The organism is Sphingomonas sp. Y38-1Y (assembly GCF_032391395.1).
Taxonomy (GTDB): domain Bacteria; phylum Pseudomonadota; class Alphaproteobacteria; order Sphingomonadales; family Sphingomonadaceae; genus Sphingomonas.
Map to the genome: position 1 here is coordinate 771,151 of NZ_CP135916.1, position 20,724 is coordinate 791,874.

At 67.7% G+C, this 20,724-nt stretch carries 19 protein-coding genes; 11 read left to right on the forward strand and 8 right to left on the reverse strand.

What is annotated here, in order from left to right; genetic code table 11:
• Window positions 1-35: 35 nt before the first annotated feature.
• From RS883_RS03475 to RS883_RS03485, 3 genes are all read left to right on the forward strand, one after another.
• On the forward strand, window positions 36-578 hold the full coding sequence (locus tag RS883_RS03475) for a shikimate kinase (RefSeq protein ID WP_315762712.1): 543 nt from the start codon (window positions 36-38) through the stop codon (window positions 576-578).
• Window positions 575-1,681: a 3-dehydroquinate synthase gene (gene aroB / locus RS883_RS03480; protein ID WP_315762714.1), complete on the forward strand. Its 1,107-nt coding sequence runs from the start codon at window positions 575-577 to the stop codon at window positions 1,679-1,681. The genes RS883_RS03475 and aroB overlap by 4 nt, the downstream gene beginning before the upstream one ends.
• Window positions 1,682-1,777: 96 nt before the next feature.
• Complete coding sequence (locus RS883_RS03485; RefSeq protein WP_315762716.1) at window positions 1,778-2,548, forward strand: MJ0042-type zinc finger domain-containing protein; 771 nt, start codon at window positions 1,778-1,780, stop codon at window positions 2,546-2,548.
• Between the two features lie 146 nt (window positions 2,549-2,694).
• Here RS883_RS03485 and clpS read toward each other — a convergent pair whose 3' ends face one another.
• From clpS to RS883_RS03500, 3 genes are all read right to left on the reverse strand, one after another.
• A complete protein-coding gene (gene clpS / locus RS883_RS03490) occupies window positions 2,695-3,030 on the reverse strand; it encodes an ATP-dependent Clp protease adapter ClpS (RefSeq protein ID WP_315762717.1) in 336 nt (111 codons plus the stop codon).
• Window positions 3,031-3,171: 141 nt separating this feature from the next.
• Window positions 3,172-4,071 carry a phasin family protein gene (locus RS883_RS03495; protein ID WP_315762719.1) on the reverse strand — a complete coding sequence of 300 codons (900 nt, stop codon included), beginning with the start codon at window positions 4,069-4,071 and terminating at the stop codon, window positions 3,172-3,174.
• Window positions 4,072-4,186: 115 nt separating this feature from the next.
• Window positions 4,187-5,932: a class I poly(R)-hydroxyalkanoic acid synthase gene (locus RS883_RS03500; RefSeq protein ID WP_315762721.1), complete on the reverse strand. Its 1,746-nt coding sequence runs from the start codon at window positions 5,930-5,932 to the stop codon at window positions 4,187-4,189.
• 93 nt (window positions 5,933-6,025) lie between these two features.
• Here RS883_RS03500 and RS883_RS03505 point away from each other — a divergent pair, with 93 nt between their 5' ends.
• The 5 genes from RS883_RS03505 to RS883_RS03525 all read left to right on the forward strand — a co-directional run bounded on the left by RS883_RS03505 (window position 6,026) and on the right by RS883_RS03525 (window position 10,054).
• A complete protein-coding gene (locus RS883_RS03505) occupies window positions 6,026-7,237 on the forward strand; it encodes an LL-diaminopimelate aminotransferase (RefSeq protein WP_315762723.1) in 1,212 nt (403 codons plus the stop codon).
• A 210-nt stretch (window positions 7,238-7,447) separates the two neighbouring features.
• Window positions 7,448-8,176: a 4-hydroxy-tetrahydrodipicolinate reductase gene (gene dapB / locus RS883_RS03510; protein WP_315762725.1), complete on the forward strand. Its 729-nt coding sequence runs from the start codon at window positions 7,448-7,450 to the stop codon at window positions 8,174-8,176.
• On the forward strand, window positions 8,173-8,844 hold the full coding sequence (gene nth, locus RS883_RS03515; RefSeq protein WP_315762727.1) for an endonuclease III: 672 nt from the start codon (window positions 8,173-8,175) through the stop codon (window positions 8,842-8,844). Before dapB ends, nth begins: the two co-directional genes overlap by 4 nt.
• A gap of 40 nt (window positions 8,845-8,884) precedes the next feature.
• Complete coding sequence (locus tag RS883_RS03520; RefSeq protein WP_315762729.1) at window positions 8,885-9,313, forward strand: DUF2147 domain-containing protein; 429 nt, start codon at window positions 8,885-8,887, stop codon at window positions 9,311-9,313.
• Window positions 9,314-10,054: a 16S rRNA (uracil(1498)-N(3))-methyltransferase gene (locus RS883_RS03525; protein WP_315762731.1), complete on the forward strand. Its 741-nt coding sequence runs from the start codon at window positions 9,314-9,316 to the stop codon at window positions 10,052-10,054.
• A 93-nt stretch (window positions 10,055-10,147) separates the two neighbouring features.
• On the opposite strand, the gene RS883_RS03530 is transcribed toward RS883_RS03525, so the two are convergent.
• Window positions 10,148-10,783 carry a carbonic anhydrase gene (locus tag RS883_RS03530; RefSeq protein ID WP_315762733.1) on the reverse strand — a complete coding sequence of 212 codons (636 nt, stop codon included), beginning with the start codon at window positions 10,781-10,783 and terminating at the stop codon, window positions 10,148-10,150.
• Window positions 10,780-12,402 (reverse strand): SulP family inorganic anion transporter, encoded by a 1,623-nt coding sequence (locus RS883_RS03535; protein WP_315762735.1) that lies wholly within the window; start codon window positions 12,400-12,402, stop codon window positions 10,780-10,782. The genes RS883_RS03530 and RS883_RS03535 overlap by 4 nt, the downstream gene beginning before the upstream one ends.
• Before the next feature lie 200 nt (window positions 12,403-12,602).
• On the opposite strand from RS883_RS03535, the gene RS883_RS03540 reads away from it, so the two are divergent.
• The gene (locus RS883_RS03540; RefSeq protein ID WP_315762737.1) at window positions 12,603-13,811 is read left to right on the forward strand and encodes an epoxide hydrolase; all 1,209 of its coding nucleotides are present in this window, start codon (window positions 12,603-12,605) and stop codon (window positions 13,809-13,811) included.
• On the opposite strand, the gene RS883_RS03545 is transcribed toward RS883_RS03540, so the two are convergent.
• The 3 genes from RS883_RS03545 to RS883_RS03555 all read right to left on the reverse strand — a co-directional run bounded on the left by RS883_RS03545 (window position 13,774) and on the right by RS883_RS03555 (window position 17,476).
• Complete coding sequence (locus RS883_RS03545; RefSeq protein ID WP_315762739.1) at window positions 13,774-15,096, reverse strand: ATP-binding protein; 1,323 nt, start codon at window positions 15,094-15,096, stop codon at window positions 13,774-13,776. The two genes, RS883_RS03540 and RS883_RS03545, sit on opposite strands and share 38 nt — an antisense overlap.
• Window positions 15,093-15,794, reverse strand: coding sequence for a response regulator (locus RS883_RS03550; RefSeq protein ID WP_315762741.1), 702 nt, complete (start codon window positions 15,792-15,794; stop codon window positions 15,093-15,095). Before RS883_RS03550 ends, RS883_RS03545 begins: the two co-directional genes overlap by 4 nt.
• Window positions 15,795-16,153: 359 nt before the next feature.
• Window positions 16,154-17,476: an MFS transporter gene (locus tag RS883_RS03555; RefSeq protein ID WP_315762743.1), complete on the reverse strand. Its 1,323-nt coding sequence runs from the start codon at window positions 17,474-17,476 to the stop codon at window positions 16,154-16,156.
• A gap of 138 nt (window positions 17,477-17,614) precedes the next feature.
• On the opposite strand from RS883_RS03555, the gene cyoA reads away from it, so the two are divergent.
• Together cyoA and cyoB are read left to right on the forward strand one after the other, a co-directional pair.
• Window positions 17,615-18,724 (forward strand): ubiquinol oxidase subunit II, encoded by a 1,110-nt coding sequence (cyoA, locus tag RS883_RS03560; protein ID WP_315762745.1) that lies wholly within the window; start codon window positions 17,615-17,617, stop codon window positions 18,722-18,724.
• Window positions 18,725-18,731: 7 nt separating this feature from the next.
• Window positions 18,732-20,723: a cytochrome o ubiquinol oxidase subunit I gene (gene cyoB / locus RS883_RS03565; protein ID WP_315762746.1), complete on the forward strand. Its 1,992-nt coding sequence runs from the start codon at window positions 18,732-18,734 to the stop codon at window positions 20,721-20,723.
• The last annotated feature ends 1 nt before the right edge of the window (window position 20,724 follow it).

Sequence of the window (20,724 nt, forward strand, 5' to 3'; positions counted from 1 at the left end):
CCGAGGCGAGGGGGCGCTGTATAGCCCCCGCGCAAATGCTGCAAACCCGTGATCCCGCCCGCGCCAAACGCTTTGACCGTCCGATAGTCCTGGTCGGGCTGATGGGCGTGGGCAAGTCGACCGTCGGCCGCCGCCTGGCCGTGCGGCTGGGCCTGCCCTTCGTCGATGCCGACCATGAGATCGAGGCGGCGGCCGGGATGACGATCGCCGACATCTTCGAGCGGTTCGGCGAACCCTATTTCCGCGATGGCGAGCGGCGGGTGATCGCGCGGCTGGTCGACGGCCGGCCCAAGGTGATCGCGACCGGGGGCGGCGCGTTCATCAACGACGAGACGCGCGCGCTGATCCTGGAGTCGGCGCTGGCGGTGTGGCTGGATGCCGAGCCGCGGGTGCTCGCCCAACGCGTCAGCCGGCGCGACACGCGGCCGCTGCTGCGCGGACGCGATCCGCTGGCGGTGCTGACCGATCTGGCGGCACAGCGAAATCCCTTCTACGCGCTCGCGCCGATCCACGTGACAAGCTACGACGCGCCGCACGAGGCGACGGTGAACGCCATCCTGGAGGCGATCGAGAAATGACGAGCGTGCATGTGGCGCTGGGGACCCGCGGCTACGACATCCTGATCGAGGCGGGCGCGCTCGCCCGCAGCGGCGAGCTGCTGGCGCCGCTGGCCAAGGGCCGGCCGATGCCGATCGTCACCGACGCCAATCTGAAGGCGCAGCTTAACGCGCTGCGCGAATCGCTCAATGCCGTCGGGATCGAGACGCAGGCGATCGTCGTGCCCGCGGGTGAAGGGTCGAAGAGCTGGGAGATGCTCGCCTTCGTCATGGACCGGCTGCTCGACATGGGGATCGAGCGGTCGGATCACGTGATTGCGCTCGGCGGCGGGGTGATCGGCGACCTGGTCGGCTTCGCCGCCTCGATCCTGAAGCGCGGTTGCCGCTTCGTCCAGGTGCCGACCAGCCTGCTCGCGCAGGTCGACAGCTCGGTCGGCGGCAAGACCGCGATCAACACGCCCGCCGGCAAGAACCTGGTCGGCGCGTTTCACCAGCCGAGCTTCGTGCTGATCGACCCGCTTGTGCTCGAAACGCTGCCGCCGCGCGAGCTGCGCTCGGGCTATGCCGAGGTGGTCAAGTACGGGCTGATCGACGATGCGGGCTTCTTCGCCTGGTGCGAGGCGAATGGCGAGGCGCTGCTCGCCGGCGATATCGAGGCGCGTGAGGTCGCGATCGCGCATTCGGTGGCGGCCAAGGCGCGCATCGTCGCCGAGGACGAGCGCGAGACGAGCGGACGCCGGGCGCTCCTCAACCTGGGCCACACCTTCGGCCATGCGCTGGAGGCCGAGACGGGCTTTTCCGACCGGCTGCTCCACGGCGAGGCGGTGGCGGCGGGGATGGCGCTCGCCTACGCCTTTTCGGCATCCGAAGGCCTGTGCGATCCTGCCGATGCGGATCGCGTCGCCGCGCATCTGAAGGCGGTCGGCCTGCCGCACGATCTGCGCAGCGCGGGGGTGGACGCCTCAGGTGCGACGCTCGTCGCCCATATGCGCCACGACAAGAAGATGGAGGCGGGGACGCTGCCCTTCCTGCTGACGCGCGGGATCGGCGCCACCTATCTGGACCGCACCGTCTCGCTCGATCGCGTCGCGGCGTTCCTCGATAGTCACACCGTCCCGGCCTGAGTCGCCGAACCCATTCGAGCGCTTGCCAGCGGGCGGTGCATCATGTTTAGATTCGGTTCGGCCAATCCGGTCGGTCCGGTCTGAAAAGTCGCCGACATGATCCTCGAATGCACCCAGTGCCGTACGCGCTACCTCGTCCCCGACACCGCCATCGGCGCGGAGGGGCGGACGGTGCGCTGCGCCCATTGCAAGCATAGCTGGTTCCAGCCGCCGCAGGTCATGGCGCTGGCGCCCAAGCCCGCGCCGAAACCCGAGCCCGTGCCCGCCGCGCCGCAGCCGGCGCCGGTCGCGAAGGCCGCCCATCCTGCGCCCGTCGCCGCGGCGCCCGCACCCGTTGCCGAAGCGGCGCCTGCGCCGGCCGAGCGCGTCTATAGCTATGTCGATCCGAACATCGACAATCCGCATTTCGATCCGTTCGCGCACAAGCCGCCCTTCCAGCCGACGCGAAATCCCGCGCGGCGCTGGACGATGGCGGCGGCGATCGCGGGAACGTCGATGCTGCTGGGCGCCGGCGCGATCCTCTACACCGGTGCGCCGGGGATCGCCGCGCAGCTCGGCCTGCCGCTGCCGGGGGCGGAGACGCCGCTCCGCTTCACAGAGCGCGCGATCGAGCGGCGCTATCTGTCGAGCGGCAACGAGCTGTTCGTCGTGTCGGGCAAGGTGTCGAACCCCAGCGGCAGCGCGCAGCCGGTCCCCGACATCCGGGCGGAACTGCGCGATCCGCAGGGGCGCATCGTCTATAGCTGGACGATCACGCCCGAGATGCGGCGGCTCGCCCCCAATGCCAGCGTCGCGTTCAGCAGCGGCAAGCTGGACGTGCCGGCGAATTCCAAGCAGCTCGACCTGAGTTTCGCTGGCGGGATCTGAGGGGGGGCTACTGGGTAGGTTGTACCCCGGCGAAGGCCGGGGTCCAGTTACGGCCGGGGTCTGAGGGCGCGCCGACCTAACTTCCGCCTTCCTAACTGGGCCCCGGCCTTCGCCGGGGTACAAAGGAAATCAGAAGAAAGAGGCTCTCACGCCTTTTCCAGCGTGCATTGCAGCGGGTGCTGGTTCTCGCGGGCGAAGTCCATGACCTGGCTGACCTTGGTCTCGGCGACTTCGTAGCTGAACACGCCGCACACCCCGACGCCCTTCTGGTGGACGTGGAGCATCACCTGCGTCGCTTCCTCCATGCTCATGCGGAAGAAGCGCTGGAGGACGAGCACGACGAACTCCATCGGCGTGTAATCGTCGTTGAGCATCAGCACGCGATAGGGCGTCGGCTTCTTGGTCTTTTCGCGCGTGCGGGTGGCAATGCCGACCGACGGGCCGTTGCCGCCGGCGCCGCCCTGTTCGTCATCGTCGGTCATGCGGGGATCGGAAAGCATCATCGCGCCCGAAAATAGGGGATGCCCCCCCATCGGGGCAAGGGCCGCGTTGCCCGGAAACGGAAAAGGGGCGGCCGCATCGCGACCGCCCCCAATCCGTTCGTCCGATGCGCGGGTGCGCGATCAGGCGACGACCTTCACCTTCTCGGCGGCGACGGCCATGCGGTTCGACAGCGGCTGCATCGCGTCGCTCGACAGCTTCAGCATGTGCTCGGTCGTCTTCGACGCTTCGGCGACATAGGCGTCGAAGGCCGAGCGGACATAGTCGCTCTGCAGCTTGAACAGCTCGGTCGGCGACTTGACCGACGCGAAGCTCTTCATCGCGGCGGTCGCGTGCTCGAACGACTTGCGGCTGTACTCGGCGGCTTCCTGGCCCAGCGTCTCGACGCCCTTGGCGGCGATGCGGCTCGACTCGACGACGGCCTCGAGGTTGCCCTTGGCGAAATCGCCCATCTCTTCGGCGAGCTTGGCGCTCTTTTCCATCGCGGCCTTGGCGCGGTCGTTCATCTCGCCGAACGCGAACTGGGTCTTCTGGGCGGTCGTCTCGGCGGCATTGCGGATGTCGGTCATCGGCGGCTTTTCCTTCTGCACGGTCTGGGCGGTAGTTTCCGCCGCAGCCGTCACGGCCTCGGCGGTGTCGGTCGCGGCGTTTGTGGCGGCCTCGACCAGGGTCGAGGCGGCCTTTGCGACCGGTTCGGCGACATTCTGAACGGTCGCCTTGGCGGTGTCGGCAGCCTTTTCGGCGACCTCCACCACGGGAAGCTTGGGGGCAGGCGCGGGCGTCGCCTGGGCGACGGGCGCAGGCTTGGCCTCTGCCACGGGCGCTGGCTTGGCGACCGGTGCGGGCTTGGGCGCGGCGACCGGCGCGGCAGCCTTGGGCGTCTCGACCTTCAGCGCCTCGGCGGCGACGATCGCCGTCTCTGCGGGCGCTGCGACGGGCGGCTTCACCGGCTTGGGCGGCACGATCTTGGCGCGCGGAGCGGCCGCGCGGGGAGGGTTCGTTTTGGGACCTTTGATCGCCATGGCTACGCCTCACGCATGATGGATGCGGCGCAGCATTTACTTGATCTGACGCAAGTGCACAAGACTTTTGTTGCAATGCAACAAAAGTGGAAAAGCGGCGTTTTATCGCGTTGGTTCAGCGGGTTCGCACATAGCTCCCGGGTGCATCCTCAAGGGCCGCAAGCGTACCTCCGCCGGGGATGCGCGCACCCGCAGCGGGCACGGTTTCCGAATCCAGCGAGCCGATCCACGCGCGCCAGTCGGGCCACCAGCTCCCCTTCACCTCCCGCGCGCCGGCGACGAAGTCGGCCAGGCTGCCGACCTTCGCGTCGTTGATCCAATATTGGTACTTGCCCGCCGCGGGCGGGTTGACGACGCCGGCGATGTGCCCGGATCCGGCAAGCACGAAGCGCAGCGGCCCGGCGAAATGATGCGTGATCTTCCACACGCTTTCGGCCGGCGCGATATGATCCTCGCGCCCCGCCTGGACATAGGTTGGCGTCGCCACTCGGCTTAGGTCGATCGGCGTTCCCGCCACGCTGATCGCGCCCGGCGTCGCCAGCTTGTTGTCGCGATAAAGGTCGGCGAGATAGCTCTGGTGCCACTTCGACGGCAAGTTGGTGACGTCGCTGTTCCAGTGGAGCAGGTCGAAGGGCGTGTATTCGGCGCCCATCAGGTAGTTGTTGGCGACATAGTTCCAAATGAGGTCGCGCCCGCGCAGCAGGTTGAACGTCGCGGCCATGTACCGCCCGTCCAGAAACCCCTCGGGCGACAGCGTCTCGATCAGCTTCATCTGCTCGTCGTCGACGAACAGGTTGAGGTCGCCGGCCTGGCTGAAGTCGACCTGCGCGGTGAAGAAGGTCGCCGACGCGACCTTGTCCGCCTGTCCGCGCGCGGTCAGCAGCGCCAGCGTCGCGGCAAGCGTCGTGCCCGCCACGCAATAGCCGATGGTGTGGACCGCGGGCACGTCCAGAAGCTCGCGCACCGTGTCGACCGCGTCGATCTGGCCGCGTTCGATGAAGTCGTCCCAGACCACGTCCTTCATCGACGCGTCCGCCGACTTCCAGGAGACGACGAAGACGCTCAGACCCTGCTCGACCGCCCAGCGGATGAAGCTCTTCTCGGCGGTGAGGTCGAGGATGTAGAAGCGGTTGATCCAGGGCGGGAAGATGACGAGCGGGATCTTGGCGACGCTTTCCGTCGTCGGCGCATAGTGGATCAGCTCGTACATCGGCGTGCGCTTGACGACCTTGCCCGGCGTCGTCGCGATGTTGCGGCCGAGCTCGAACGAGCCCTCGCTCGTTTGCGTCAGCTGCCCCTTGGCCATGTCGGCGAGCATGTTCTGGAGACCCTTGAGCAGGCTCTCGCCCTTGGTCTCGATCGCCTTTTCCAGGACCAGCGGGTTGGTTGCGGGAAAGTTGGTCGGGCTCATCGCGTCGATGAAGCCGCGGGTTGCGAAGCGGATCTGCTCCTTCTGCTTGGGGTCGACGCCCTCGATCGCGTCGACGCCCTTCACCAGATGCTCGGCGATCAGGAAATAGCTGCGCCGGATGAAGTCGAACACGGGATCGTCGCGCCATTGCGGCGCCTTGAAGCGCTTGTCGCGCGCCTGCTCGGGCGTCTCCTCGGGCGCGGCGGCGCCGGCGGGGTCGAGGAAGCGCTGCCAGAGCTTCATCGTGTCGGCCCAAAAATCGGCCTGTGCGCGGATCACCGGGGTGGGGTCGAACGGCGCGGGCAGGGTGCTCCCCTGCGCCGGCTGCATGAGGTCGAGGCCATGCTCCATCATCATCTGCTGCATGCGGCCCAGCACCCAGGTCCAGTGCTGAAGGTCCTTGAGGTCGGGCGCGGCGCCCCCGGTGTTGCCCTCGGGTTGGTCGGCCATCTTCCTCTCCTCTGGCAGTCCGCGGTGCCGGTCCGTATAGCGAACGCACCGCACACGCGAAATCGCCCGTTGCGGTCCCAGGAGTAGAGGAAAATGTCCGACGATTTCTACCGCATCAAGCGCCTGCCCCCCTATGTCATCGCGGAAGTGAACGCGATGCGGGCAGCGGCGCGTGCGGCAGGCGAGGACATCATCGACCTGGGCATGGGCAATCCCGACCTGCCACCGCCGCCGCACGTGCTGGAGAAATTGTGCGAAGTGGCGATGAAGCCCGACGCCCACGGCTATTCGCAGTCGAAGGGCATCCCCGGCCTTCGCCGCGCGCAGGCCAACTATTATGCGCGCCGCTTCGGGGTCGAGGTCGATCCCGAGAGCGAGGTCGTGGTGACAATGGGGTCGAAGGAGGGGCTCGCCAGCCTCGCCACCGCGATCACCGCGCCGGGCGACGTCGTGCTGGCGCCCAATCCTTCCTATCCGATCCACACCTTCGGCTTCATCATCGCCGGCGCGACGATCCGCAGCGTGCCGACGACGCCGGACGAGGAGTATTGGAAGAGCCTAGACCGGGCGATGGCGTTCACCGTGCCGCGGCCGAGCATCCTCGTCGTCAACTATCCGTCGAACCCGACGGCGGAGACGGTCGACCTCGCCTTCTACGAGCGGCTGGTCGCCTGGGCCAAGGAGAACAAGGTCTGGGTGCTGTCCGACCTTGCCTATTCCGAGCTTTATTTCGACGGCAATCCGACGCGCTCGATTCTGGAGGTGCCGGGCGCCAAGGACGTGGCGATCGAGTTCACCTCGCTTTCCAAGACCTATTCGATGGCGGGCTGGCGGATGGGCTTTGCGGTCGGCAACCCGAAGCTGATCGCGGCAATGACGCGGGTGAAGTCGTATCTCGATTATGGCGCGTTCACGCCGATCCAGGCGGCGGCGTGCGCGGCGCTGAACGGCCCGCAGGACATCGTCGAACGCAACCGCACCCTCTACCACAAGCGTCGCGACGTGATGGTCGAGGCGTTCGGCCGCGCGGGCTGGGAGATCCCGGCGCCCAAAGCGTCGATGTTCGCCTGGGCACCCTTGCCGCCGGCGCTCAAGCATCTCGGCAGCCTGGAGTTTTCCAAGCAACTCCTCACCCATGCCAAGGTCGCGGTGGCACCCGGCGTCGGCTATGGCGAGGACGGCGAGGGCTTCGTGCGGATCGCGATGGTCGAGAACGAGCAGCGGCTGCGCCAGGCGGCACGCAACGTGAAGCGGTATCTCCAGTCGATGGGGGTGAACACGCCGGCGCGGGCGAGCAACGGGTAACGCTCGCCACACCCGTTCGTGCTGAGTAGCGGCTGAGCGAAGTCGAAGTCGCGTATCGAAGCATCCTTGGCGGTCCTTCGATACGCCATTTCGCCAAGCTCAATGGCTACTCAGGACGAACGGCTGAATGGGAGGCGAGGGTGACGCGGTGCCCCCTGTCCCTCTGCCCTCACCCATGCCAAAGACCCCGCACCAACCAAGAGGATGCGCATGAACCGGATCGGCATTTACGGCAGCCTGGGCCGCATGGGACAGGCGATCGTCGGCGCCATGCCGGCGCTGGGCGGCGTGCATGCCGGCGGCGTGGATGCGGGCGAGGATCCCGGTCCGCTGGCGCGCGAGTGCGACGTGCTGGTCGACTTTTCCGCGCCGGCCGCGCTCGATGCGCATCTGGAGGCGGCGCTGGCCGCAGGGACGCCGATCGTCGTCGGCACCACCGGCCTGTCGCCGCATCATCACGAGGCGATCGATGCCGCAGCCGAGCGGATCGCAGTGCTCCAGACGGGCAACACCTCCGTCGGGGTCGGGCTCATCATGGCGCTGGTGCGCGATGCCGCGCGCAAGCTGGGGCAGGAATGGGACATCGAGATCGTCGAGATGCACCATCGCGACAAGATCGATGCCCCCTCCGGCACCGCGCTGATGCTGGGCGAGGCGGCGGCGGCGGGGCGCGAGACGACGATCGCGGAAACGGGCGTGCAGGGTCGTGCCGGCCTGGTCGGCGCGCGCGCGCGCGGGACGATCGGCTTTTCCAGCCTGCGCGGCGGCACGGTCGTCGGCGACCATAATGTCGTGTTCGCCGGCAATGGCGAGCGGATCGAGATCGGCCATTACGCGCAGGATCGCGCGATCTTCGCCGCGGGCGCGGTCAAGGCGGCGCTGTGGCTCGCCGGCCGCGCGCCCGGCCGTTACCGGATGGACCAGGTCCTCGGACTTTGAAGAAGGCCGACGTTTTCGAGTTCTTCCGGCGCCTGGCCGAAGCCAATCCAAGCCCCGAGACCGAACTTGAATCGGTCAACGTCTATACCCTGCTCGTCGCCGTGGTGCTGTCGGCGCAGGCGACCGATGCGGGCGTCAATCGCGCCACGCGCCGGCTGTTCGCGGAAGTGGACACGCCCGAGAAGATGGTCGCGCTGGGCGAGGATGCGCTGAAGGACCACATCAAGACGATCGGGCTGTTCAACACCAAGGCGAAGAACGTCATCGCCCTGAGCCAGGCGCTGATCGACGAGCATGGCGGCGAGGTGCCGGCCAGCCGCGACGCGCTGGAGAAGCTGCCCGGCGTCGGACGAAAGACCGCCAACGTCGTCATGAACGTCGCGTTCGGGGCGGAGACGTTTGCGGTCGACACGCATCTGTTTCGGGTCGGCAACCGCACCGGCCTTGCCCCCGGCAAGACGCCGCTGGCGGTCGAGCTCAAGCTCGAAAAGGCGGTGCCGGGGCCGTTCCGGCTGCACGCGCATCACTGGCTGATCCTGCACGGCCGCTATGTCTGCAAGGCGCGGACGCCCGAATGCTGGCGCTGCGTCGTCGCCGATCTCTGCCGCTACAAGCCCAAGACGCCGCCGCCCAGGGATCGCAAGGCCGACTCAACTATTCAGGCGTGAGGCCCTATCTGGGCGCCCGATGGTTCGAAGAGGTCGTTTCATGCTGATGTCCATTCTGGCGAGCGCGCTGCTCGCCGCGGCACCTGCGCCCGCCCAGTCGGCGCCCGATTGGTCGGGTGTGTGGCGCAACGGATCGAACAGCGTCCATATCCGCGCCAGCCGGTGCGGCGACGCGATGTGCGGTACCGTCATCTGGGCCAACGAAAAAGCGAAGGCCGATGCGGCCGCGGGCGGCACCGACAAGCTGGTCGGCACGCGCATCTTCGACGGCTTCACGCCGGAGGATGGCGAGTGGGTGGGCGAAGTCTATGTCCCCGACCTGGCGCGCAGCTTCTCGGGCTCGGTTTGGTTGGAGGGGCGCAACACCCTGGTCGGGCGTGGCTGCCTGTTCGGCAATTTCGGCTGCCGCGAGCAGCGCTGGACGCGCGTCGCTGATACTGCCCGGCCCGCACCCAAGCGCCGCCGCTGAATGGCGACGCCCGCCTGGCCGCCCGATTCGACGCCGCGGCTGTTCGTCGAGACGCCGCTTTCCGAAGGCGCGGTGCTGACAATCGACGGCGGACAGGCGCATTACCTGTCGGGCGTGATGCGGCTGAAGCCGGGCGAGCCCGTGCGCCTGTTCGACGATGCGACCGGCGAATGGCTGGCCGAAGCGCGTGACGTCCGCAAGCGCGACCTGACGCTGGCGGTGACGAAGCGGCTTCGCGAGCGTGAGGCGGTGCCCGACCTGTGGCTGTGCGCCGCGCCGATCAAGAAGGGGCGGATCGACTGGGTCGCGGAAAAGGCGTGCGAGCTGGGCGTCGACCGGCTGGTGCCGGTGCTGACCCAGCGGACGATCGTCGACCGCCTCAACCTCGACCGGCTGCGCGCACACATGATCGAGGCGGCCGAGCAATGCGGGCGCACCGCGCTGCCTTCGCTGGTCGAACCGGTGAAGCTTGCGGCGCTGCTCGGCTCATGGCCCGCCGAGCGGGCGCTGTTCTTCGCCGACGAGACCGGCGGTGTGCCGGCGGCCGAGGCGATGCGAGCGCGGCCGGGGCCGGCGGCGATCCTGGTGGGGCCGGAGGGCGGCTTTACCGACGCCGAGCGCGACCTGATCCGCACTTGTCCTGCGGCGGTCGGCATTTCGCTCGGACCGCGGATCCTGCGAGCCGAGACCGCGGCAGCGGCGGCGGTGTCGGTGTGGATGGCGGCAGCGGGCGACTGGTAGGGTTCGATCGGGAAGCCGCGAGGAGGGGATCGCGGCTTCCCGACCCGCAGACCGCCCGGCGGCGATACGCCCCGCCGGACGATCCGAAGCGGTTCAGACGAGCACGGGCTCCGGCCGCTCGACCGCATCGAGGCGCGTCTCCGCGTCGATCGTCATCAGCGGCTTGAGGATGCCGTCGCGCAGGTCATAGACCCAGCCGTGGAGCGTCAACTCGTGACCGCGCTCGAACGCGGCCTGGACCAGCGGCAGGCGGGCGAGGCGGACGAGCTGATCGCGCACGTTGAGTTCGACCATGCGGTTGAGGCGCTGGCCCTCGGGCAGCGCATCGACCTCTTCGCGGTGCTCGGCATAGACGTCGTGGACGCCCGCGACCCATTCGCCGATCGCGCCCTGACCTTCGCGCTTCCAGCCCTGCGCCACGCCGCCGCAGCCATAATGGCCGCACAGGATGACGTGGCTGACCTTGGTCCGTTCGATGGCGGTCTGGAGCACCGCCATCAGGTTGAGGTCTTCCTCATAGACGAGATTGGCGACGTTGCGGTGGATCGACATCACGCCCGGGGGCGAGTTGGTGATCTGGTCGGGGGCGACGCGGCTGTCGGAACAGCCGATCCACAGGAAGTTGGGCTTCTGCTCCTCGGCCTGGCGCGCGAAATAGTCGGGCCGCTCCTCGCGTAGCTGTTCGGCCCACGCCTTGTTGGCGAGGAGGAGGAGTTTGTAGTCGTTCATAGGTGGACGAGCTCCCGGCGCGGCGCGTTGACGAGCGGCGCGCTCTTTTCGGCGATGTCGCCGCGGACGGAGACCTTGATGTCGCGGAACGGCGCGCCGCGGACGAAGGCGTTGATGATGTCGATATTGTCGAGGTCGACATAGGAGGTCGACGACAGGTCGATCAGCAGGTCGGCGCCGGTCGGCACCTGGTTCAGCGCCTTTTGCAGCTCGTACTTGTGGATGAAGTAGAGGTTGCGGCGGGCGCGGATCATGCAGCTCTGGCCGTCGCCGTCGCACACGAAGCTGACCGCCGGGCGGAAGTTGCGCGCGACCACGAACACGAATCCGATGGCGAGGCCGATGACGATCCCGACGAGCAGGTCGGTGAACAGGATCGCCGCGATCGTCGCGACGAACGGCACGAACTGCGTGTAGCCCTGCTTCCAGCGCTTGAGGAACAGCGCCGGCTTGGTGAGCTTGTAGCCGGTCTGGATCAGCACGGCGGCGAGGGCGGCAAGCGGGATCAGGTTGAGGATCGCTGGGATCAGGAGGACGCTGAGCAGCAGCCAGCTGCCGTGGAGGATCGTCGACAGCTTGCTGGTCGCGCCCGAATCGACGTTCGCCGACGAGCGGACGATCACCGAAGTGACGGGCAGGCCGCCGATCAGGCCGGAGACGAGGTTGCCAGTCCCCTGCGCGAACAGCTCATGGTTCTTGTCGGTGGTGCGGCGCTGCGGATCGAGCTCATCGACCGCGGTGACGCTGAGCAGCGATTCGAGGCTGGCGACGATCGCCAGCGTGATCGCCACGGTCCAGACGGTCGCGTTGCCGACCTGGCCGAAATCGGGGAGCGAGAACAGGCTGACGAAGCCCGAAATGCCTTCGGCGATCGGGACCTCGACCAGATGCTCGCGCTGGAGCTGAAGGCCGGGGGCGATCGTGCCGAACAGTGCGTTGAGGCCGACCGCGCCGGCGACGACGACGAGCGGGCCGGGGAGCAGCTTGAACGGACCGTCCTTGGGCCGGTTGGCATCCCACCAGAACAGGAAGGCGATCGAGATCACCGAGATGACGACGGCGCCCATCGTCAGCTTGTCGGTGAAGGAGAACCACAGGGCCGACAGCGTGTTCATGCCGTCGGTCTGGCTGAAAGCGAACTCGCCCGAGGGATCGCCGTCATAGCCGACCGCGTGCGGGATCTGCTTGAGGATCAGGATCAGGCCGATCGCCGCGAGCATCCCGGTGATGACCGAGCTCGGCACGAATTCGGCGAGCACGCCCGATCGGCTGAGCGAGAACAGCATCTGCATCGCGCCCGCGAGCACGACGGCGAGGGTGAAGGCCTGGAAGCTCGGCAGCGACTGGATCGCGTCGAAGACGATGACGGTCAGGCCCGCAGCGGGGCCGCTGACCGACAGCGGCGACTTCGACATGAAGCCGATGACGATCCCGCCGACGATGCCGGCTATCAGGCCCGAGAACAAAGGCGCGCCCGAGGCGAGGGCGACGCCCAGGCACAGGGGCAGCGCGACCAGCGCGACGACGATCGAGGCGGGCAGGTCCTGCTTGAGCCCGCCGAGCGGCGGCAACAGGCCGGAGAAGAACCCCGGCTTTGCCTGTTGCACGGCGGCGGTCATGCCGCGGCCCCGAGCCCAAGGACGCATCCGTTTGCGTCGGTCATCGCCAATCCCTCCTCACTCGCCGATTCCCGACAGGGGGACCGGCCCGATCCTGGCATAGACGGCGGGATCTTTCCGGTTGGGGACGGGATGTAACGAATGATTGCTGGCGGGCGATGGCCTTTGATGCAGGATAGGCGCACCGTCGATGGCCGCGTTTGGACAAAGGACGGCGTTTTAGAAAGGTCGCGCGCTGCCGTTCCGTTCTCTCGGAGACCATCATGATCTCACCCTATACGATCGACATCCCGGACGAGCGGCTCGCCGCGATCAGAGCCAAGGTCGAGGCTTATGACTGGCGCCAACTGCCGGATGCGGGGGGCTGGTCGGCGGGGGTCGGGATCAGCGATCTCAAGCGGCTCGCCGCGTATTGGCGGGACAGCTACGACTGGCGTGCGGTCGAACGGCGCCTCAACGCGCTGCCGAACTTCATGGCCGACGTGGAGGGCGAGCCCCTCCACTTCCTGCATATGAAGGGCGACGGCTCCAAGCCGCCCGTCCTGCTTCTCCACGGCTGGCCGGGCTCGTATCTCGAGTTCGAGCGCCTGTTGGAGCCGCTCGCGGCGGACGGGCACGATGTCGTCGTCCCCTCGCTTCCCGGTTTCGCCTTCTCCAACCCGATCACGCGCCCGATCGGCCCGCGGCGGGCCGCTGCGCTCGTGCATGGGCTGATGGTCCAACTGTTCGGCGACGCGCGCTATTTCGTTCAAGGAGGCGATTGGGGCCACAGCGTCGCGGCCTGGGCCGCGCATGATCGACCGGACGCTCTGCTCGGCATCCATATCAACATGATGACCGTGCGCGCGGAAGACGCCGTTCCGACCACCGACGAGGAGAAGTCCTTCGCCGCCAGGCGTGCCGCGATCGCCGATTGGGAGAGCGCCTACTTTCACGAGCAGGAAACCCGTCCGCAGACGCTCGGCGTCGCGATGGCCGACAGCCCGGTGGGAGCGGCGGGCTGGATCCTCGAAAAGTTCGGCAAGTGGGCCGATCTTCCGACTACTGCGGATGGCGACCCCGACATCTGGAGCAAGTTTTCCGAGGAGGAACTCCTCACTAACATCATGCTCTACATCGCGCCGGCATCGTTCGTGACGGCGACCTGGATCTACTATGGCAGCCGGCTCGAGAAGTCGCGGATGCTTCCGGCCGGCGCTCGCATCCAGGTGCCGACCGGCGTTGCGGCCTTTCCCGATCCGGTGTTCATGCCGCCGCCGCGCTCGTTCGCCGAGAAGACCTTCAACATCGTACACTGGACCGACATGCCCAGGGGCGGGCATTTCGCCGCAATGGAAGAGCCGGAACTGATGCTGGCCGACCTCCGCGCCTTTATCGCGCTGGTGTCGGGAGCCCGATCGTCGCCCTAAGCCCCCCCTCAGCCCGATTCTGCAGCTCTAGCGTGCCGCCCTCGGTCGCGACGGCTCGGGCCACGATGGAGAGGCCGAGGCCGAAGCCCGCGGTGTCGCGGCCGCGGGCATTGTCCAGGCGGACGAAGGGTTCGAGGACCATCGCCAGCGAGTCCTCGGGAATGCCGGGGCCGTCGTCCTCGACATGGAGGCAGACCGCGTCGCCGCGCGCTTCCAGCCGGACGAGGACCTGCTCGCCATAATGGACGGCGTTGTCGACAAGGTTGGTGACCGCGCGGCGGAAGCTCGACGGACGGACCTGATGCTCGAGGTGCGAGGGCCCTTCGTACCGGACGTCGTGGCCATGGTCGCTCGCATCGTCGGCGAGGCTGGCGCACAGCACCGCCAGGTCGACGCGGCGCGGTGCTTCGGGCTCCGCCTCGCCGCCCAGGAAGGCGAGCAGCGAATTGACCATCGCCTCCATCCCCTCGATGTCGGCGGCGACGTCGCGGCGCAGCGTCTCGTCGGCGATCGCGTCGGTGCGCAGCCGTAACCGCGCCAGCGGCGTGCGCAGGTCGTGGCCGACCGCGGCGAGCGCGCGCGTGCGCTCGTCGATCAGCCGCCGGATGCGCGCCTGCATCGCGTTGAACGCGGCGATCAACCGGCGAATCTCGGCCGGCCCGGCCTCGTCGAGTTGGGGCAGCGGCTCGCCGGGCTTGTAGCGCTCGACCGCGCCGGTCAGGCCGCGGATCGGCTTGAGCGTGCGGCGGATGAGGAGGCCGCCCATCAGCATCACCGCGAAGACCGGGATGAGCGCCGCCACCATCCGCTCGATCGGCAGGCCGGCGGAGCGCACGGGTTCGCGCGTGCGGAAATAGATCCAGCTTCGGTCGGGCAGCCGCATCACGCCGGTAATGACCGACTTGGTGCCGACGCGGAGCAGCGCGAGGCGAAGCTGCTGGTCGCCGAGTCCGGGTTCCCAGGCGATCACCTGGCCGCGGATCTGGTCGGGGGCGGGCCCGTTCTGCGGCAACGCCGGCGCGGCCGGTGTCCAGCGAACGATGTAGCGGTCGGTGGTCAGTTCCTCGGCATAGCGGGGCCGGGCGGGCGGCGGCGCCTCGCCGACCAGGCGGCGGACGATGACCAGATGCTCGGCCAGCCGCCGCGCTTCGTCGTCGCGGACGGAGAATTCGCTGGCGCGTTCGTAGAGGAGCGTGCTCGCGACGAATTCGAGTGCGAGCGCGAACAGGAGGATCGCGACCAGCCGACCGATCAGGCCGATCGCCGGCCAGTGCGGGCGGATCATTCGCGCGTCACGGGCGCGCTCAGCATGTAGCCGACGCCGCGCACGGTGACGATCGGCGCGGGCCGCTCCTCGGTCGACAGCTTGCGGCGCAGGCGGCTGATGAGCACGTCGATCGAGCGGTCGGACGAATCGCCGATGCGCGTGCGGGAGAGCTCGATCAGTCGCTCGCGGGCGATCACGCGCTGGGCATGGTCGACGAGCACCGCGAGGAGGTCGAACTCGGCGCCGGTCAGCTCGACGACGGCGTCGGTGGGCGAGCGCAGCTCACGCCGGGGTAGGTCGATCGTCCAGCTCTCGAACCGGGCAATGCCCTTGGACCGCTCGTCACCGCCGTTGCTCTTGGCTTCCCAGCGGCGGAGCACGGCGCGGACGCGGGCGATCAGCTCGCGCGTGCCGAACGGCTTGGGCAGATAATCGTCGGCGCCGAGTTCCAGGCCAATGACGCGATCGACCTCGCTCCCCTTGGCACTGATGAAGATGATCGGGACGTCGCTCTGCTGGCGGATGCGGCGGCACAGGTCGATGCCGCTGGTGCCGGGGAGCATGATGTCGAGCAGGATGAGCTCGACGTCGCCGCCCTCGAACGCCTGCCAGAATTCGGGCGCGGCGGCGCAGGCGCGAACCTGATACCCGTTTTCCTGCAGCGCGCGCGCAGTGAGGACGCGGAGCGCCGGATCGTCTTCGACAAGCAGGATCATGGAGGGGGTTTAGTGCGGCGCGCGACTGAGGGGAAGGTGGGCTTCCGCCCAAACCGTTCATGCTGAGTAGCGGCCGAGCGCAGTCGAGGTCGCGTATCGAAGTACGGTTCCGCGCGCCACGGTCCTTCGATACGCCGTCTCGATACGCGCTTCGCGCTACTCGACGGCTACTCAGGACGAATGGGGTTGGGAACAGATTGCGCGCGCGCGAGCACGGCTCGAAAAAATGCGCGGACGTCAATGGCCCTGCCCCGACCGGCTCCCTGGAAGGAAGGGAGGGGCTGGGGTGGTCGGTTCGAGGGCGGAGCGCCTCCTCGCCACCAACCCACCGACCCCCCCTTCCAGGGAGGGGAGGATTGTCAATCCAGCCGCCGTGCGAGTTCCTTGTTGAGGCCGAGTGCCAGCAGCGTCGCGATCGCGCCGGAGAGGAGGTAGCCGCCCGCTGCGACCAGCCCGAAATAATGAGTGAGGACCAGCGCCCAGAACGGCGCGAAGCCGGCGCCGAACAGCCAGGCGAGGTCGCTGGTCAGCGCCGCGCCGGTGTAGCGCGCGCGCTTGGGAAAGTTGCTCGTCACCGCGCCCGACGACTGGCCGAAGGAGAGGCCGAGCAGGATGAAGCCCGAGATCATGAACACCGATTCGCCGACCGCACCGCCGCGCAGCAGCTGCGGCGCGAAACCCGAGAAGACCGCGATCGCCGCGGCGGTGTAGCCGAGCACCGAGCGGCGGCCGATCCGGTCGGCGAGCCAGCCCGACAGGACGATCGATCCGACGCCGAACGCCGCGCCCACCATCTCGATCAGGAGGAAGCGCGTCAGGCTCTCGCCGGTGTAGACATAGACCCAGGAGAGCGGGAACACCGTCACCATGTGGAACAGCGCGAAGCTGGCCAGCGGGGCAAAGGCGCCGATGACGATGTTGCGCCACTGCGCCTTGATCGTCGGGAGGACGCGCGAGGGGGTGAGCTCGCGGCTCTTGAACAGCTCGGCATATTCGGCGGTGACGACCATGCGCAGCCGCGCGAACAGCGCGACGACGTTGAGCGCGAACGCGACGAAGAACGGATAGCGCCAGCCCCAGGCATAGAAATCCTGGTCGCCCAGCGTGCCGAGCAGGAACGCGAACAGCCCGCTGGCGACGATCAGGCCGAGCGGGGCACCCAGCTGCGGCACCATCGCCCACCAGCCGCGCTTGTCGTCGGGCGCGTTGAGCGCGAGCAGCGACGCCATCCCGTCCCACGCGCCGCCCAGCGCCAGCCCCTGGCCGATGCGCAGCAGGCCCAGGATTACTGCCGCCCAGAGCCCGATCGCCTCGTATCCGGGCAGGAAGCCGACCGACACGGTCGAGGTGCCGAGCAGGAACAGCGCGATCGTCAGCTTCGTTCCGCGGCCGTGCCGCCGGTCAATCGCCATGAAGATCTGCGTGCCGATCGGCCGCGCGAAGAAGGCGAGCGGGAACAAAGCGAAGGACAGAAGCGTCGCGGTGACGCGATCGGCAAAGGGAAAGATGAGCGTCGGAAACACGATCACGCTGGCGATCGCATAGACGAAGAAGTCGAAGAATTCGGAGGTGCGGCCGATGATGACGCCGATCGCGATCTCGCCCGGGCGGACATGCTCGTCGGCATGCATGGCGCGGGCATCGCGCTCGAGCGAGCTGGAATGGGCGACGGCTTCGGCCATGAACACTTCCTTCGGGCGGGGCGTCGGGGCAGGCAACCCGCGAGCCGCGATTGCGCTCCATTACGCCCCGCCGCCCGCGCATGGGATAGGACATTTTGTCCTATTCCGCGCCGCAGCGGACCGGCCTAGCTCGGCGCCATGCTGAAGCCCCCGCGCGCCCTGGCTGCCCCCCTCGCGCTCCTTGCCCTGCCGCTCGTGCTGGGCGGGTGCGACATGGTGGTGATGAACCCCTCGGGCGACGTCGCGCGCCAACAGGCGGACCTGATCCTGTGGTCGACGGGGCTGATGCTGCTCATCATCGTGCCCGTCATGGTGCTGACCGCGGTGTTCGCCTGGCGCTATCGCGCGTCGAACGAGGAGGCCGAGTACCGACCCGACTGGGACCATTCGACGGGGCTCGAGCTCATCATCTGGTCGGCGCCGCTTCTCATCATCATTGCGCTCGGCGCGCTCACCTGGGTGGCGACGCACACGCTCGACCCCTATCGCCCGATCGGCCGGATCGCCGCGGGCCGCGCCTTGCCCGCCGAGCAGAAGCCGCTGGAGATCCAGGTCGTCTCGCTCGACTGGAAATGGCTGTTCATCTATCCCGAACAGGGCGTGGCGAGCGTCAACCAGCTGGTGCTGCCCCTCGACCGTCAGGTCCGCTTTCGGCTGACCTCGTCGAGCGTGATGAACACCTTCTACGTGCCGGCGATGGCGGGCATGATCTATACGATGGCGGGCATGGAGACGAAGCTCCATGCGGTCATGAACAAGCCCGGCACGTTCGACGGCATGTCCGCCAACTATTCGGGCGCGGGCTTTTCCAAGATGCGCTTCCGCACGCAGGCGGTGGACGAGGCGGACTTCGGGCGCTGGGTCGCCGCGGCGAAGGCGGGGCAGGGCCGGCTGGATGCCGCGACCTATCTGAAGCTAGAGCAGCCGAGCGAGGGCGTGCCGCCGATGCTGTTCTCGCGCGTCGAGCAGGGGCTGTTCGGCCGCATCGTCAACCTTTGCGTCGCGCCCGGCCAGCCGTGCATGACCGAATCGATGCACGGCCATCATGGCGGGCTGCCCGCCCCCACCAACAACGTCGCGCGGCCGCGCACCGAGGGCGTGTTCCAGCGCGCACCGGGCGAGGACGCGCCGAGCCCGCGTACCGACTCGCATGGGCAGGGCGCCGGTCCGGCCGCCCGGACCGGCAGCGGCCAGCGCGTCGATCGCGAACAGCCCGCGCAGGGCGATCCCGCGCACAAGGGGCATTGAGAGAACCATGTCTGACGCGCTCTATCAGCTGATCTTCGGCCGCCTGACGCTCGAGGCGCTGCCGCTCCACGAGCCGATCGTCGTCGGCGCGTTCGTGGGCACCGCGCTGCTCGGCCTCGCGCTGCTCGGCCTGGTCACCAAGTACAAGCTCTGGGGCTATCTCTGGACCGAATGGTTCACGACCGTCGATCATAAGAAGATCGGCATCATGTACATGATCCTGGGCACGGTCATGCTGCTTCGCGGCTTTTCCGACGCGATCATGATGCGGTTGCAGCAGGCGATGGCGTTCGGCGGGTCGGAGGGGTATCTGGACGCGCACCACTACGACCAGATCTTTACTGCGCACGGCGTCATCATGATCTTCTTCGTGGCGATGCCGTTCGTCACGGGCCTGATGAACTATGTCGTCCCGCTCCAGATCGGCGCGCGGGACGTCAGCTTCCCGTTCCTCAACAATTTCAGCTTCTGGATGACCACGGCGGGTGCGATGCTCATCATGGCGAGCCTGTTCGTCGGCGAGTTCGCCAAGACCGGCTGGCTGGCGATGGCGCCGCTCTCGGGCCTCGACTATTCGCCCGACGTCGGCGTCGACTATTATATCTGGGCGCTCCAGATCGCCGGCGTGGGCACATTGCTGTCCGGCGTCAACCTGATCGCCACCATCGTCAAGATGCGCGCGCCGGGCATGAGCCTGATGAAGATGCCGGTCTTCACCTGGTCGGCGCTGGTCACCAACGTGCTGATCGTCGCGGCCTTTCCCGTGCTGACCGCGGTGCTCGCCTTCCTCAGCCTCGACCGGTATGTCGGCACCAACTTCTTCACGAACACGCTGGGCGGCAACCCGATGATGTACGTGAACATGATCTGGATCTGGGGCCACCCGGAAGTCTACATCCTGATCCTGCCCGCGTTCGGCGTGTTCAGCGAGGTCGTGTCGACCTTCTCGGGCAAGCGCCTGTTCGGCTATACGTCGATGATCTACGCGCTGATCGTCATCTGCATCCTGGCCTATCTCGTCTGGCTCCATCACTTTTTCACGATGGGGTCGGGGGCGAGCGTCAACAGCTTCTTTGGCATCACGACGATGATCATCTCGATCCCGACGGGCGCGAAGATCTTCAACTGGCTGTTCACGATGTACAAGGGGCGCATCCGGTACGAGCTGCCGATGATGTGGGCGGTCGCGTTCATGCTGACCTTTACCGTGGGCGGCATGACCGGCGTGCTGCTGGCGGTGCCGCCCGCCGATTTCGTCCTCCACAACTCGCTGTTCCTCGTCGCGCACTTCCACAACGTCATCATCGGCGGCGTGCTGTTCGGCATGTTCGCGGGGATCAACTACTGGTGGCCCAAGGCGTTCGGGTTCAAGCTCGACCGCAAATGGGGGCTGGTCAGCTTCTGGAGCTGGGTGATCGGCTTCTGGGTCGCGTTCACGCCGCTGTATATCCTGGGGCTGATGGGCGTGACGCGCCGCCTGCGCACCTTCGACGATCCGAGCCTCCAGATCTGGTTCGTGATCGCCGGGATCGGCGCGGCGATCATCGCGGTCGGCATCGCCGCCTTCCTCGTCCAGATCGCGGTCAGCATCATGAATCGTGACAAGCTGCGCGACGAGACCGGCGATCCCTGGGGCGGGCGCACGCTCGAATGGGCGACCGCGTCGCCGCCGCCCGCCTATAATTTCGCGTTCACGCCTGTCGTCCACGATCTCGATGCCTGGCACGACATCAAGGCGCGGGGCGGCAAGGCGCCGGCGGAAGGCTATATGGACATCCACATGCCCAAGAACACGGGTGCGGGCGTCATCCTGGCCGGCCTGTCGGCGGCGAGCGGGTTCGGGTTGATCTGGCACATCTGGTGGCTGGCCGCGGCGGGGCTGCTCGGCGTGATCGGCTATGCGATCTGGCACAGCTTCGATTATGACCGCGACTATCACATTCCCGCGGACGAGGTCGCCGAGACCGAGCGCGCGCGGCTGGCGCTGGCGGGGGCGTGAC